Genomic DNA, 12,836 nt, shown 5'->3' with positions numbered 1-12,836 from the left:
AACAACACTCGGCAGGGCAATAAAGGCCGGCAGTCTACCAGAGCGCACGAGCCTGTACCGTCCACCCTGGCTCCCCTATAATTCCCGGCCACTGAACGCACAGTCATGTGATCGGTCGAACCACCAGTCACTGAACCAGGAGAGTTTCATGCTGCGCCTTATCGTCCCTACCGTTGCCGTTCTGCTGGCGACGTCCTTCAGCGCTCAGGCTGCTTCGCTGAAAGAACTCGAACTGAACAAGATGCTGCAGAACGTCGCCAAGGAAAGTAGCGTCGGTACGCCGCGGGCGATCAACGAAGACATTCTCGACCAGGGTTATACCGTCGAAGGCACCGAGCTGATCAACCATCTCAGTGTGCAAAGCAGTCATGCCCAGAAAATGCGCGCAGACCCCAAGGCTGTGTATTTCCAGTTGGGCTCTACGGTGTGCACCAATCCAGGTTTCCGCAAGTTGATGGCCAAGGGCGCAACCATGCGCTACGAGTTCACCGAGGTTAAGACCAACCGCCCGGTCGCGACCGAGCGCTTCCAGGAATCGGATTGCCCGAAACCGGCCAAGACGAAGAAGTAATCAACCTGAATTTGCGCGCCGCTGCTCATCGTCGGCGCGCAACTCCGCCACCAGCGCCTGCAAGTAACGCGAGCGCCATGCTCGCCCTCCCAGCCGACGACAGCATTCTTCCTCAAGACTCACCCGATTGGCCTGTGCCGATTCCCGCAGCATCAGGTACAACTGCCTATCGAGCTCCAGAGTGACCCTGGTCATTTCTCCCGCCTCCCTGCCCCGATCCGCTTCAATCCATCCCGTGGCACCCAACCCTGGGCGTCAAATTGCATTGGCACGCTTGTTATCAGTAAATCAGAGCGGCACGCACCCGGCCGGCAATCTGACGAGCGGCGCGATAGTTCAGCGCATGTATCAGCGGTTGCCAACGGTCACTTTTGAGCGCCATGATCAGGGCAGCAAAGATCGGCATGACGGTCTAGATTCAAAGTATCCATAGTATTTTCATCGGGCAGAAAGAGGCTGCCTGGCCAACACCTTGGCGTGTGATTGTTTTTTATCAAAGGGAAAAGCAGAACCCGCTGGATGGCTTGGTCGCCTTGCTGCAGACCGCGTCAAGCCAGGTCGCCCTCCAGGCCGATGCCTGGGCTGACAACGACACACGGAGTGTCGTGGCCCCGATGAATCTCTCGTCCGGGCCGGGGTCCTGTTAAGAAGGAGAAGCTGAATGCCTTACAAACCGAATGACCTGCTCAGTCGTCATTTTGAGAACCATGGCCACGACCTCACCCGCAAGGTCGAAGAGCAACTCAACCTGGTGTCCCCCAACAGCCCCAACCTCCCCATTTACCGAGACATGATCCTGACCGTGCTGCGCATGGCCCAGGAAGATCACAACCGCTGGAATGCCAAGATCACGCTACAAGCCCTGAGGGAACTGGAACACGCCTTCCGTACCCTCGAGCAGTTCAAGGGCCGGCGCAAGGTCACGGTCTTCGGCTCGGCACGAACGCCCATCGAACATCCGCTGTATGGCCTGGCCCGAGAGCTGGGGGCGGCGCTAGCCCGTTCGGACATGATGGTCATCACCGGCGCCGGCGGTGGCATCATGGCCGCCGCCCATGAAGGCGCGGGGCGCGACCACAGCCTGGGATTCAATATCACCCTGCCTTTCGAGCAACACGCAAACCCGACCGTCGAGGGCACGCCGAACCTGCTGCCGTTCCACTTCTTCTTCACCCGCAAACTGTTTTTCGTCAAAGAGGCCGACGCACTGGTGCTCTGCCCCGGTGGTTTCGGCACGCTTGATGAAGCGCTGGAAGTCCTGACGCTGGTACAGACAGGCAAGAGCCCGCTGGTACCGGTGGTCCTGCTGGATGTTCCAGGGGGCAAGTTCTGGCAAGGAGCCCTGAACTTTATCCGCGAGCAATTGGAGGAAAACCGCTACATCCTGCCCACCGACATGAAGCTGATGCGCCTGGTGTACAACGCCGAAGAGGCCGTGGAAGAAATCAACCAGTTCTACCGCAACTTCCACTCCAGTCGCTGGCTCAAGCATCAGTTCGTGATCCGCATGAACCACAAGCTAAACGAACAAGCGCTACAGCAGATGCAGGGAGAATTCGCCGATTTGTGCCTGAACGACTGTTTTCATCAACATGACTACAGCGGTGAAGAGCACGACGAAGCGCAGTTCAGTCATCTGACGCGACTGGCGTTTGCCTTCAACGCTCGGGATCACGGTCGCTTGAGGGAACTGGTGGACTACATCAACCTGCCGGAAAACTGGGCCCAGCCCGCCCAAAAACCTCATCCCCTCACATGGGAGCCGATCAAGGTAACCTGAGCCCATAAAAAAACGGCCTGCTATCGAAATAGCAGGCCGTTTTTGTTTAGTCATCCATACCACGACCGCTGAACAAGCGGTTGATCATTTCCATGGAGTAACCTCGATACGCCAGGAAACGCCCTTGTTTGGCTCGCTCCCGTGCATCGATGGGTAAATGTCCTGAGAACTTTCGGCGCCAGGTGTCCGTCAGTTGCTCCTGCCAATCGATACCACTTTCGCGCAAGGCAAGTTCGATATCCGGGCGTTGCAAACCGCGCTGGCCCAGTTCCTCACGAATTCGCAAAGGACCATAACCGGAGCGAGCGCGATAGGAGACAAAGCTTTCCAGGTAACGGGACTCCGACAGCAAGCCCTCTTCGGTCAAACGGTCGAGGGCGGTGTCGATCAACTCATCGGGAGCGCCGCGCTGACGCAGCTTACGCGTCAGCTCGACTCTACCGTGCTCGCGCCTGGCGAGCAGGTCCATTGCGGTTCGCCGCACCGCGACGAGGGTATCGAGTACGGCGGTCATCGGAGCGATCAGATGTCAGCGTCAGCCAGATCGTCAACGGGCTCGCGATTGGCCACTGCCTTTACGTCTGCAACCGGGCTCAGCAGCTTGTCACGCAGTTGCTTCTCAAGGGCGGCGGCGACTTCCGGGTTGTCCGCCAGGAACTTGGCCGAGTTGGCCTTGCCCTGACCGATCTTGGTGCCGTTGTAGGCATACCAGGCGCCCGACTTCTCGACGAAACCGTGCAGCACACCCAGGTCGATCATCTCGCCATTGAGGTAGATGCCCTTGCCGTAAAGAATCTGGAACTCGGCCTGACGGAACGGCGAAGCCACCTTGTTCTTCACGACCTTGACGCGGGTTTCGCTGCCGACAACCTCATCACCTTCTTTCACCGCGCCAGTACGGCGGATATCGAGGCGAACCGAGGCGTAGAACTTCAGCGCGTTACCACCGGTGGTGGTTTCCGGGCTGCCGAACATCACGCCGATCTTCATACGGATCTGGTTGATGAAGATCACCAGGCAGTTGGCGTTCTTGATGTTACCGGTGATCTTGCGCAAGGCCTGGGACATCAGGCGAGCCTGGAGGCCCACGTGCATGTCGCCCATTTCACCTTCGATTTCAGCTTTTGGCACCAGTGCCGCCACGGAGTCGACGATGATCACGTCAACCGCGTTGGAACGCACCAGCATGTCGGTGATTTCCAGGGCCTGTTCGCCGGTGTCCGGCTGGGAAACCAGCAGGTCGTCGACGTTGACACCCAGTTTGCCGGCGTATTCCGGGTCCAGGGCGTGTTCGGCATCGACGAAGGCGCAGGTCGCACCGGCTTTTTGGGCCTGGGCGATCACGGACAAGGTCAGTGTGGTTTTACCGGACGATTCAGGACCGTAGATTTCAACGATCCGGCCTTTTGGCAGGCCGCCGATGCCAAGCGCAATGTCCAGGCCCAGGGAGCCGGTGGAGATGGAAGGAATAGCCTGACGGTCCTGATCGCCCATACGCATTACGGCACCCTTGCCGAATTGACGTTCGATCTGACCCAAGGCCGCAGCCAAGGCTTTCTTCTTGTTGTCGTCCATTAAAGTCCTCACGTAATCAATAAGGCCTGACGGCCAACACCTGTATAAGTAGCCAGTATTATTCCACAGCGATCGGGGATCGCCTACCCCTGATTTGAGATTTCTACGGCGGCATGTTGTAACAGCCCGTCTAGCGCGGCCTTCACCGTTTGTCGGCGGACCTCGTCGCGATTGCCTGGGAAGAATTTCTGCTCGCTGTACACCGTCTCGCCAACAGCCCAGGCCAGCCACACGGTGCCCACCGGTTTACTCGGTGAGCCCCCGTCCGGCCCGGCCACACCGCTGACCGCCACGGCATAACGCGCCAGGCTTTTGCGCTGGGCCCCTTGTGCCATGGCCTCGACCACCTCGCGGCTGACCGCCCCCACCTTCTCGAACAACTCGGCGGGGACATTCAACTGCTGGCTCTTCTGGCGATTGGAATAGGTGACATAACCGGCCTCGAACCAGGCCGAACTCCCGGGAATCCGGGTAATCGCCTCGGCAATTCCTCCGCCCGTACAGGACTCGGCCGTGGTGACGTGGGCATTGAGCAGCTGCAGGCGCCTGCCCAGCTCAGCGGCCAGTTCAGTGATGTCGTCCATGGTGCTCTCCTGATTCCACACAATTGAGGCCTACCGTACACGAGCAATGGAAGCTTGCAAGGCTCGTGGGATTACCGACCCAGCGCTCTGATATAGGCCTGACAGGCCTGCAAGGCAATCAGTCCGCGATCACCGGCGTCGGTGATGGCGATAATTCGTTGAGCATGCGCCGGGTCAAGTCGGGCGCGTGGGGCGCCATGATCCACGCCGCCGGCGCGGGTGGCGGCAGGCACTGCACAACCGGCGGCAACATCGTCGGCGTCGAGGAGGACTGACAGCCGGACATCGGCAGTAGCAAGGCGATCGCGCAGGCGATCCTGGTCACGTTGGGCATCGCTCAAGGCTCGGTAATGGGTTTGTTCGCTGGCGGCGAGCTGCTGCTCAAGGACCAGGCGTTTGTCTTGCTCGGCCTTTTGCTGCGTCGCGGCCGCTTGGGTCATTTGATTAAGCGTCTCGGCGTGGGACTGTGCGAGTCGGGCCAACTGCTGTCCGTAACGCCAGTCCTGGAACCGCCACGCGAGCATCGCCGAACCGCCGGCCAGCAGCGCGAGCAACACGACAATGCCCAGGACACGAGACGAAAAAGGCATCAGGTCGAAGGTTGGCATAACACCTCCCTCGCCCGCGCCCACAATTGCAGGCGGTCCTCCAGGCCGTTCAAACCGCCATTAATGCGCCGGGTGATGGTGTTGAACTGATCGCGGTCGGCCAGTGCGTTCAAGCCGTTCTGCTCCCAGAACCAGGCGGCGGATTCGGCGGCCCATTGCGGCTGCTCAAGAAGCTCAGGCAATGCCAGCAGGCGTTCGTCGCCGAACAGCCCCTGACTGCAGCGAAGATAATTGTCATGGCCGGTAATCTGGATCAGTCCTCGGCCGCGATACTTCTGGCCGTCACCGTCAGCCTGGGGCGAGTTGCCCAGGCGAACGGCCAGGGTCCCGGTGTCGTATTTGCTCAGGTATTGCTCGCTGCCCAGCTCGCGTACATAACGCAATTGTCCCGACTCATGACCGACCTGGGCCAGGAACGCGGCGATGCGTTTGGGCGAGTCGATACCATGGCGCGACATGGCGGTGTTCAGCGCGGAAATAAAAACGCCCGCTTGGGCGCGGGCGTTGGGCATGATGTTGATGAGTTGCTGCTGCGTAAGGTCCATATTCAGGTCATCGCAAGTGCATGATCAAAGATGTCCGGCCAGCCAGGACGGCGCAACCGGACGACGCTGAGTTCCAGAAAAAAGCTCATCCTGCAGGATAGGGAGAACCCGTTGCCCCTATCAAATCAGAAGTGCTCACTCAGTGATCCATTGGGGTACGGGAGGGCGCTGCTGCGTTTGAGGAAAACTTGCATCCTGAGGCCATTCTCGAAGCGCTTGCATATAGTTCAACAATTCTTTGAATTGCTCGTTAGTCAGCGTCGAAGTAAAACCAAGATCAGCTTCGTCGCGATGACGCTCGCGAAGCCACTTAACACTTGAAAATTGCGAATCGCGCCAAGCCCGCTCTTTCACATCGTCGTTCTGTTCCTTGGTAGGGATTGGAATGCCGCCATTTTCGACCCACTCTTCATACTCAGCCCAATAACGGTGATGACGAGGGATGGTGGTATTGTCATACAAACGAATGACCGTATCTGGATCAACAGTTAGTTGAAAACTCATAACAGCTCCTAAAATTCGGCATCCGCCGTGGCGTGAATGTAATAAGTTTGCGACACCAAGCCGATATCTGAGTTGTGCACCCAAGTTCCCCGGGGTGACGTTGCATAGGAAACAGCATTGGCGGAAGAAACCTCATCGGAGCCGGAGCGCCATTGCCCCAACGTTCCGCTTTGGGCGGGCCGAAATAGACTGATACTGGGAATCGCTCTTTTTTCGACTTTGAACGGCCACTGAGCCAAGGGTTGTGAAGCTGGTCCCGACTGCCCCATGTTGACAATTGATATCAGGCATCCCTCTACAACATTAGTCGCACTTCCGGGTGGTGTATCCTGTTTGTAGGTTTTTTCATAATAGCGCTGACACAGCAGCAACTCTTCGACGGGACTGCGATTTTCAAATGGTGTAGCGACAGGGCTTTCTTCGAGTTGAATCTGCGCCAAGTCAAGAGTCTGCAAAACATTAAGGGGCAAGTCGAAAGACAGCATAAGATAGTCATTACCCGCAGCGCCGACAACCTTTCCCGCAATGGAAGGCACCTGAAAAGTTGCGCTATATTTTGCCCATGCACTCTTGACTTGAAAGGCCGCCACAGGGGTAACAACCGATACTGAGCCACCATTTCCGAAAAACTGAGTCATGGTTAACGAAACTTGCCGCGATGTGTCGGCCTTGGCCCAAAAGGTTATAGTTGCAACCTTGCCCGCTAAAGTCCGAACCGACTCAACGGCCTGGGAAATTTTATGGACAGTGGCCCCCGCCCCGGCAACTACTTGCTGCCAACGGTAAAAAAAACGAGGCTCATGGGGCACTTCTGACTGCCCCAAAAGGAAACTCTGGCGGGAAATATTGACGCCTGCATTACCGTTCCAATCGCAACGAAAGCGGTCTGCTACAAATGCACCTGTATTGGGGTTAAGGTTAGTTGTCCCGCGCTGCCAGATATCAAAATTACCGTTAATTAGCAGATTTCTGCGATACACCTGGGCCGGAAAGTTCTGCCTTGGGTCAAGTTTGGCTAGCGTTCGAATTGCTTGGCACAACTGGTTGTTTTCATCTTCGGCTGGAACCAGTCCTGCCTCAATGATCGTCGTAAGAAGCTCCTGCGTGACGCTATTGCCCCATTTTGCTGGAATCAAAGATCCGGGCGTGCCCGCCAGCGGGTTTTCATCCACGAACACGCCGTTCACCAGCCCGACGCTGGGAACACTTTTTGGATAGTCCATGTTTTATTGCTCTCTATGAAATGGAGGCTCAAGCGTGAAGAGGCAGTGCTCGGATAGTCGCGAGCACATCATTAGCGGCTTGGCTCGCAAGGTCCGCCTTGCCTTTGGCCATGTGCGTGCGAATCTGTGCCTTGGCCTTGAGGCGCAGTTCGCGAAGCGCTAGCAGGTTCGCTTCGAATTCGGCGGACTTGGCGAGGATCTGGTCCGCCGCCTGCCTGGCTGTGCGCCCTTTGACGACCCACGCAGAAACGGCCAGTGGAACGGCTTTTTTCGGGTAGCCCTGATCCTTGAAGGCCTGCGCTTCAAGGGCGGCTTGTTGGTACTCCAGGGCACGCAAGGAATCACCGGCCAAGGCGCGACGTACGCTGTCGGCAGCGGTATCGACCTTGGTGCACAAGCGTTCGGCCTCCTGGCGTAATAACTCAGCAGCACTTTCTTCAGTGAGTACCCATGTATCGTCCTCCCAGGTATGGGCGGAAGAAGGTGCAGGCGGGCGAAGTCCCTCTTCGTACTGGTGCAGCTCTTGAATGACTTTCATCGGATCAGCTCCCAGGACAAGTGAGCATTGACTGCGTTGATAAAATTGACGCCGATGCCCACGCTGTAATCCGTCAGGGCCTGGTGCTCCTTGATACCCATGCTCAGCAACAGCTCGTCACTCTCGGCATTGGTAACACCCAATGTGTGCTCCGCCTGAAAGCACTGCCAAAGCGAGCGAGATTGAGCGTGATCAAAACTGGCTGTGACGGTAGATACCGCAACGTCGTTGACAACGTTGTTGGAGAGCAACACACACATGTATGGGCTGCTCCAGCCCCCCGCTTGGTTGCCGATACTTTGTAACGTGGGTGTCAAATAGCTGTAATTACCCCCAACCCACCCAGCCTGAACAAACGACAGCGAGGTCACGACGTTCGGCGCGGGTGTCGGATTACCCACCACAAGCCGTGCTGCACGGGCGTGGGGATCCAACGGCAGATATACCACTCCATTGCCATTTACCGTTTGAGTCCAGGTCAATCGAGCACGGTTGTAGATCGCGCGAATGATCGGCAAGGAGCCCGGCGCGCCGGTCATCACCCAAGCCACGCACATGTCCAGGGGGGTGGATGGAAACCCGCCGCCGGATGCTCCATTGACAGTCCCCTTCAAGGACTCCGGCGGGAGGTCATACAGGCTTCCACGCTGCATGTGGAACGTCAGCGCGCCGCCTATAACCTGCGCTCTAAGAAAATAGCTGGCGCTGGGCAACAAATCGGCGCTGCTCCAGGCCGCCGTCATGTAAGTACGGGATCGACCCAACCGCCCACTTACCACCTCTTGTCCAATGCTGATGTACACACCCGCCGGAATCGAGACACGACCGCCGCTGGTGGACAGCGCCATTGGCGTTATCGCCAAGCGGGCGTCCGCTGTTGCAATCGTTGGCAGCGGCAAAGCGGCGATCGGAAGCGCGAGGTCCTGGTTCCAGCCCTTGGCGGTGACTGACTGAATCGCCTCAAGCAGTTGATCGTTTTGGGTTTCATCTGGCGTCAGATCCCCCGCCTTGATGACATTCACAATCTCCTGCGTTACCCCGTTCCCCCAAGCCGCCGGAATCAACGACCCCGGCGTCCCGGTCAATGGGTTTTCATCCACGAACTTCCCATTCACCAACCCGGCGCTGGGCACACTTTTCGGATAATCCATCGTCTACTCCCTAGTCATAATTGATGTGAACCTTGGTATGCGCCGGTGCACTGCGGTGAATCAGGCACTCCAGGGCCGAGCCCGGATTGACGCCAAACCGCTCCCCCCAATAGCTAGCGCCAAAACGTCGGCCCAACAGCAGGCGGCCGCCGGTATTGAGGGTCCACATGAATTGCGCCTGCCAAGTGCCGAAATGAGCTTCTCCGAAACGTGCGCGCCCCATGCGCGGCGCCTTCAGTTCGGTGATCGTGGCGTTGGGGTAACCCTGGCTCTTGGCGATTTCCACGTAATAGGCAATGGCCTGGCTACCGACCGCCAACAACCGCCGACGCACCGCCAAGCGACGATCGTCATACAACGGCGTGGCGCCCAGGCACGGGTCAGGCAGGTTCATCACCCGTTCCCAGTCCGGCACCAGTTCACTCACGCCCGCCGGGTCCATCTCGTTGAGCAGGTCGGCGGCACGGGCGTCGAGGCGGGCCAGCTCCTGGGCGATGCCTTGCAGCACTTCGTCCAGTTCCGGCACGCGCTCCGGATCCCACGCTGGGCCACTGGGCAGCAGGCTGCGCAGTTGCGCCTGGTACTGTTCGGCGGTTCTTATTCCAGCCATGTGCAGCCTCCGAACGTCAGCAACTGGTTGCTGGCGGCGACGACATCGGCGATAGGTGCGCTGAGTTTGTGGTCGGTTTCGCCGGTGGCGCTGCTGATGGCTTCAGCGATATGACTCAGCAACAGCGTTTCGCCGAGGCCAGCTTCACGATTGTGCAAGTCGCGCAGTTGCGCCTCGATGGCGGCCCGCACGGCACTGGTGTCCGGGATGATGCGCAGCCTGTAGTTCACCGGTACCTGCGTCGGCGCCAGCACCTGCAGCTCGGCGGTCACCGGGCGCAAGGGCTCGATGTAGGCCCGCACCTCTTCCAATTGCTCGGCGTTGGGGATCGGTTGCGGATCGTCGTCCCGCATCACGAACAGGCCGACAGTGCCCGGTCCCAGGTAGCTGCCCCGGCACCACGCGCGGGTAATGCCAGGGCACTCCAGGGCCCAGGTCTCATAATCCTGGGCCGAACCGCCGTGAGGAATGACGCGATAGGAACGGATCACCCGCGCCCGCAGGGATTCGAGGCTCTCCCGGGCGACACCGCCGGTCAGCCCCGGTGCCAACACGGTGAAGCTGCTGCCAATGCCGAGGATCGGTTGGACTGGCGTCAGCACCAGGCCGGCGTCGGCGTTGCCCAGGCTGCCAGCGTCCAGTGCGGCAATGGTTGTGCTGTTCAGGCCATTGCTGGTAGTGCGGGCGGTGGTCACTTTGAATGTGCGGCCATCGGCGGATTGCAACAGCGTGTCGACATCCAGTACCGCGCCAGCGGTGGCGGTGAAACTGACACTGCCGATGGCCACCTGGGCCGCTTTGCGCGCCTGGTTCAGGCGCAGGGCAGCGATGCGTTCAAGGGTGGATTCATCGGCCTTGTCCGGCAGGATCTGCTCGGCGATCCAGTCCAGGTAGCCATACAAACCATAGGCGGCGCCACCGAGGGTGCGGGCCAGCACTTGGGCATCGGACTGGCGCAGCGAATCGCTGGCCAGGTCGCTTTGGGCGCGCTTGATCAGCACCGGCAGCGAAGGGGTTTCAAACGGCATAGGTCACCTGCCAACTGTTATCGGGGTTGATGTCCAGGCGCTCGCCGTCAGCCAGGGTCAGGACCGTGCGCAGGTTCAGGCGTTGGGCGTCGAGGCGTTCGCTGATGATGTCGATGGCCTTGCAATGGCCGTCGTCGATCAGCCATTGCAAGGCTTCGCGAGCATAGAATTCGGCATCGAGCTGGGTTTGGCGGGTCAGCTTGACCCGTCGCAACAGCCACAGCCGCGAGCCGATGCGGTCGTCGGCAACGGTAGGGAAAGTGTCGCCCCACCAGCCGAAACGTTCCTCGTCATCGACGGCATCGTCGTCAGCGGCGCGGCGCCAGGTGAACAGGCTGATCAGCACCGAGCGGGTCAGTGCGGCGTGCAGGTTCTGGCTGATGAACATCATTGGCCTCCCGCCGGCGCGCCGGTCTGACCGTTGCCGGCCTGTACACCGACATGCACGTGTTTGATCTGGCTGATGCCGCCGGCGATCTGGTCGCCCTGGGAAACGATCTTGCCGGTGTGGTTGATGACCGGGCTGTCGATGTTCACCGCGCTGCTGGCGCGGATGTTCAGGGTCGCGGTCTGGATGTCGATGACACGACCACGCTTGAAGTGGAGCTTGTCGCCTTCGTCGGTGTAGAGCGCCACTTCGCCAGGGGCCAGGGCCTGGAGGCGGAAGCGGCGATCGGCGACCACCAGGACCACGGCATGGGAACGGTCGCCCCCCAGGAACGTGGCAATGCCCTCGGCACCGGCCAACGGGTTGCTGGTGAAGCCGTAGGGTTCGAAGTGCTCCATGTCGTCGTTCACTTCGCCGGCGGTGAGGCGCATTTGCAGCGACTGCAACTTGGTGGCCGAATTGGCGAGCACGACAGTGCCGCGCGCCAGGAGGCGGGTCAGTAGGCTCATTGAGGTTTTCCTTCGGAATCGGGTTTAACAGCAATTGGGCGGCTAACCCGGAACACTGTGGGAGCGAGCTTGCTCGCGATAGCGGTCTGACATTCGAAGCAGATGTTGACTGACACACCGCCATCGCGAGCAAGCTCGCTCCCACAGGAGATCTGTGGTGGGCAGGCATCGGTGCCGGATTCAGGGTTTGGGCGCCACCGGGTTGGCGTCGAACGTGTGCGGCGGCGCGACTTGCAGGGTAGTGACGGAGCCTTGTGCCGACAGCGAGTACGTCACTTTTGAAATCAGCATGTCACCGTCGAACCCCAGCACCGGGTCGATCACCCGCACCAAGGTGTTATGCCGCCACAAGTCGCCATTGGCCTGGCGCCAGCCCTGCACGCGGTAGGTAGTGGTCAGGGCCTTGCCGGTGCGAATTGCGCTTTCCCAATCGGCCCGTTGCTGGGCCAGTTCGAAGGTCAACTGCGCGCTCTCGCTGATCACCGTCACCCGCTTGCGCTTGAAGCTCAGGTCCGTGGCGGTGCCAGAGACTTCGCTCACCGCCGCCCCACTCTGCTGATCACTGCCCTTGTGCTGACCGATGACCCGGTATTCGGAGAACACCTGGCTGTAGTCCATCGGTGCGTTGCCCGACAGAATGTTCTTGCCCAGTTCCAGCACATCACTGGCCCGTCCGCCGCTGCCGGGTTTGGCCAGCAGCACGCGCCCTTGCGCGTCATCGGTGGAGAACACTCGGAACAACGTCAGCAAACGGTCGATGGATTGAAAGACCGTTTCCCCTGGCACGATGCTGTGTCCGCTCAACCGCGCGGTTTCAGGAATTTCACTGATGACCCCCACGCCATATTGCGACGCCAGGGCCTGGACGATGCTCAGCACCGTTTGCCCGCGCCATTGAGTCGGGCGGTTGATCGCCGCGCAGTCCACCAGATCCTGGGTCTTGGAACCGCCTTCAATGCTCAGGCTGATCTGCCGACCGTCATAGCTGACCGGTGCCTTGAACACATAACCGCTGAGAACCAGGTCGGCACCAATGCGCACCTGGCATTCATCGCCCGGACGGATCGGCACCGCTTGGGTCTGCCCCGGCCATTGCCAGGTGATGTCGAGTTTGAAGGTGCGGAATTGGCGCTCCAGGTCCGCACTGATTTCGACACTTTTCCAGCCACCGTAATCCAGCCCGCCGACGGTAAGCGAGACAGCGTTGTCGAGCTCGTTCATG

At 59.4% G+C, this 12,836-nt stretch carries 18 protein-coding genes; 2 read left to right on the top strand and 16 right to left on the bottom strand.

Annotated features, from left to right (window positions below):
* Window positions 1–148 precede the first annotated feature (148 nt).
* Window positions 149–571 carry a quorum-sensing-regulated virulence factor family protein gene (locus tag QMK47_RS06945; RefSeq protein ID WP_003198359.1) on the top strand — a complete coding sequence of 141 codons (423 nt, stop codon included), beginning with the start codon at window positions 149–151 and terminating at the stop codon, window positions 569–571.
* On the opposite strand, the gene QMK47_RS06940 is transcribed toward QMK47_RS06945, so the two are convergent.
* Both QMK47_RS06940 and QMK47_RS06935 read right to left on the bottom strand, forming a co-directional pair.
* Window positions 572–766 (bottom strand): hypothetical protein, encoded by a 195-nt coding sequence (locus tag QMK47_RS06940; protein WP_024617640.1) that lies wholly within the window; start codon window positions 764–766, stop codon window positions 572–574.
* 85 nt (window positions 767–851) lie between these two features.
* Window positions 852–977 carry a hypothetical protein gene (locus QMK47_RS06935; RefSeq protein ID WP_284731376.1) on the bottom strand — a complete coding sequence of 42 codons (126 nt, stop codon included), beginning with the start codon at window positions 975–977 and terminating at the stop codon, window positions 852–854.
* A gap of 255 nt (window positions 978–1,232) precedes the next feature.
* Between QMK47_RS06935 and QMK47_RS06930 the strand changes: the two genes are divergently transcribed.
* Window positions 1,233–2,351 carry a TIGR00730 family Rossman fold protein gene (locus QMK47_RS06930; protein WP_072343282.1) on the top strand — a complete coding sequence of 373 codons (1,119 nt, stop codon included), beginning with the start codon at window positions 1,233–1,235 and terminating at the stop codon, window positions 2,349–2,351.
* Between the two features lie 46 nt (window positions 2,352–2,397).
* On the opposite strand, the gene recX is transcribed toward QMK47_RS06930, so the two are convergent.
* From recX to QMK47_RS06860, 14 genes are all read right to left on the bottom strand, one after another.
* Window positions 2,398–2,865: a recombination regulator RecX gene (recX, locus tag QMK47_RS06925; RefSeq protein ID WP_018607949.1), complete on the bottom strand. Its 468-nt coding sequence runs from the start codon at window positions 2,863–2,865 to the stop codon at window positions 2,398–2,400.
* A gap of 8 nt (window positions 2,866–2,873) precedes the next feature.
* Entirely contained in the window at window positions 2,874–3,926 is a 1,053-nt protein-coding gene (recA, locus tag QMK47_RS06920) for a recombinase RecA (protein ID WP_018607950.1), read from the bottom strand.
* Window positions 3,927–4,009: 83 nt separating this feature from the next.
* On the bottom strand, window positions 4,010–4,510 hold the full coding sequence (locus QMK47_RS06915; RefSeq protein WP_253471950.1) for a CinA family protein: 501 nt from the start codon (window positions 4,508–4,510) through the stop codon (window positions 4,010–4,012).
* Window positions 4,511–4,581: 71 nt separating this feature from the next.
* Window positions 4,582–5,118, bottom strand: a complete 537-nt coding sequence (locus tag QMK47_RS06910; RefSeq protein WP_258690463.1) for a lysis protein — start codon at window positions 5,116–5,118, stop codon at window positions 4,582–4,584.
* The gene (locus QMK47_RS06905) at window positions 5,100–5,663 is read right to left on the bottom strand and encodes a glycoside hydrolase family 19 protein (RefSeq protein WP_258690462.1); all 564 of its coding nucleotides are present in this window, start codon (window positions 5,661–5,663) and stop codon (window positions 5,100–5,102) included. The genes QMK47_RS06910 and QMK47_RS06905 overlap by 19 nt, the downstream gene beginning before the upstream one ends.
* A gap of 135 nt (window positions 5,664–5,798) precedes the next feature.
* Window positions 5,799–6,167, bottom strand: coding sequence for a phage tail assembly chaperone (locus tag QMK47_RS06900; RefSeq protein ID WP_258690461.1), 369 nt, complete (start codon window positions 6,165–6,167; stop codon window positions 5,799–5,801).
* Between the two features lie 8 nt (window positions 6,168–6,175).
* Window positions 6,176–7,390 carry a carbohydrate-binding protein CenC gene (locus QMK47_RS06895; RefSeq protein WP_258690460.1) on the bottom strand — a complete coding sequence of 405 codons (1,215 nt, stop codon included), beginning with the start codon at window positions 7,388–7,390 and terminating at the stop codon, window positions 6,176–6,178.
* Between the two features lie 28 nt (window positions 7,391–7,418).
* Window positions 7,419–7,928, bottom strand: a complete 510-nt coding sequence (locus QMK47_RS06890) for a phage tail protein (protein WP_320389988.1) — start codon at window positions 7,926–7,928, stop codon at window positions 7,419–7,421.
* Complete coding sequence (locus QMK47_RS06885; RefSeq protein WP_320389987.1) at window positions 7,925–9,079, bottom strand: phage tail protein; 1,155 nt, start codon at window positions 9,077–9,079, stop codon at window positions 7,925–7,927. The genes QMK47_RS06890 and QMK47_RS06885 overlap by 4 nt, the downstream gene beginning before the upstream one ends.
* A gap of 10 nt (window positions 9,080–9,089) precedes the next feature.
* Entirely contained in the window at window positions 9,090–9,689 is a 600-nt protein-coding gene (locus QMK47_RS06880; protein WP_024617650.1) for a YmfQ family protein, read from the bottom strand.
* A complete protein-coding gene (locus tag QMK47_RS06875) occupies window positions 9,677–10,717 on the bottom strand; it encodes a baseplate J/gp47 family protein (protein WP_253471938.1) in 1,041 nt (346 codons plus the stop codon). The genes QMK47_RS06880 and QMK47_RS06875 overlap by 13 nt, the downstream gene beginning before the upstream one ends.
* On the bottom strand, window positions 10,707–11,105 hold the full coding sequence (locus tag QMK47_RS06870) for a phage GP46 family protein (RefSeq protein ID WP_079303617.1): 399 nt from the start codon (window positions 11,103–11,105) through the stop codon (window positions 10,707–10,709). The genes QMK47_RS06875 and QMK47_RS06870 overlap by 11 nt, the downstream gene beginning before the upstream one ends.
* The gene (locus QMK47_RS06865; protein WP_028237198.1) at window positions 11,105–11,614 is read right to left on the bottom strand and encodes a phage baseplate assembly protein V; all 510 of its coding nucleotides are present in this window, start codon (window positions 11,612–11,614) and stop codon (window positions 11,105–11,107) included. The genes QMK47_RS06870 and QMK47_RS06865 overlap by 1 nt, the downstream gene beginning before the upstream one ends.
* Window positions 11,615–11,794: 180 nt before the next feature.
* Entirely contained in the window at window positions 11,795–12,835 is a 1,041-nt protein-coding gene (locus QMK47_RS06860) for a phage baseplate assembly protein (protein ID WP_320389986.1), read from the bottom strand.
* Window position 12,836: the final 1 nt, after the last annotated feature.

The sequence above is a fragment of the Pseudomonas sp. P9_35 genome (genome assembly GCF_034008205.1).
Taxonomy (GTDB): Bacteria; Pseudomonadota; Gammaproteobacteria; order Pseudomonadales; family Pseudomonadaceae; genus Aquipseudomonas; species Aquipseudomonas kilonensis.
The sequence above is the reverse complement of the archived record's forward strand: the minus strand, read 5'-3'. Positions and strand labels throughout refer to the sequence as shown.

Excerpts from the sequence above, each read along its gene's own strand:
- QMK47_RS06900 (WP_258690461.1), bottom strand. The coding sequence starts at position 6,167 with ATGAGTTTTCAACTAACTGTTGATCCAGATACGGTCATTCGTTTGTAT.
- QMK47_RS06865 (WP_028237198.1), bottom strand. The coding sequence starts at position 11,614 with ATGAGCCTACTGACCCGCCTCCTGGCGCGCGGCACTGTCGTGCTCGCC.
- QMK47_RS06915 (WP_253471950.1), bottom strand. The coding sequence starts at position 4,510 with ATGGACGACATCACTGAACTGGCCGCTGAGCTGGGCAGGCGCCTGCAG.
- QMK47_RS06935 (WP_284731376.1), bottom strand. The coding sequence starts at position 977 with ATGCCGATCTTTGCTGCCCTGATCATGGCGCTCAAAAGTGACCGTTGG.
- QMK47_RS06880 (WP_024617650.1), bottom strand. The coding sequence starts at position 9,689 with ATGGCTGGAATAAGAACCGCCGAACAGTACCAGGCGCAACTGCGCAGC.
- QMK47_RS06945 (WP_003198359.1), top strand. The coding sequence starts at position 149 with ATGCTGCGCCTTATCGTCCCTACCGTTGCCGTTCTGCTGGCGACGTCC.
- QMK47_RS06930 (WP_072343282.1), top strand. The coding sequence starts at position 1,233 with ATGCCTTACAAACCGAATGACCTGCTCAGTCGTCATTTTGAGAACCAT.
- QMK47_RS06940 (WP_024617640.1), bottom strand. The coding sequence starts at position 766 with ATGACCAGGGTCACTCTGGAGCTCGATAGGCAGTTGTACCTGATGCTG.
- QMK47_RS06870 (WP_079303617.1), bottom strand. The coding sequence starts at position 11,105 with ATGTTCATCAGCCAGAACCTGCACGCCGCACTGACCCGCTCGGTGCTG.
- recX (WP_018607949.1), bottom strand. The coding sequence starts at position 2,865 with ATGACCGCCGTACTCGATACCCTCGTCGCGGTGCGGCGAACCGCAATG.
- recA (WP_018607950.1), bottom strand. The coding sequence starts at position 3,926 with ATGGACGACAACAAGAAGAAAGCCTTGGCTGCGGCCTTGGGTCAGATC.
- QMK47_RS06890 (WP_320389988.1), bottom strand. The coding sequence starts at position 7,928 with ATGAAAGTCATTCAAGAGCTGCACCAGTACGAAGAGGGACTTCGCCCG.
- QMK47_RS06905 (WP_258690462.1), bottom strand. The coding sequence starts at position 5,663 with ATGGACCTTACGCAGCAGCAACTCATCAACATCATGCCCAACGCCCGC.
- QMK47_RS06910 (WP_258690463.1), bottom strand. The coding sequence starts at position 5,118 with ATGCCAACCTTCGACCTGATGCCTTTTTCGTCTCGTGTCCTGGGCATT.
- QMK47_RS06860 (WP_320389986.1), bottom strand. The coding sequence starts at position 12,835 with ATGAACGAGCTCGACAACGCTGTCTCGCTTACCGTCGGCGGGCTGGAT.
- QMK47_RS06885 (WP_320389987.1), bottom strand. The coding sequence starts at position 9,079 with ATGGATTATCCGAAAAGTGTGCCCAGCGCCGGGTTGGTGAATGGGAAG.
- QMK47_RS06895 (WP_258690460.1), bottom strand. The coding sequence starts at position 7,390 with ATGGACTATCCAAAAAGTGTTCCCAGCGTCGGGCTGGTGAACGGCGTG.
- QMK47_RS06875 (WP_253471938.1), bottom strand. The coding sequence starts at position 10,717 with ATGCCGTTTGAAACCCCTTCGCTGCCGGTGCTGATCAAGCGCGCCCAA.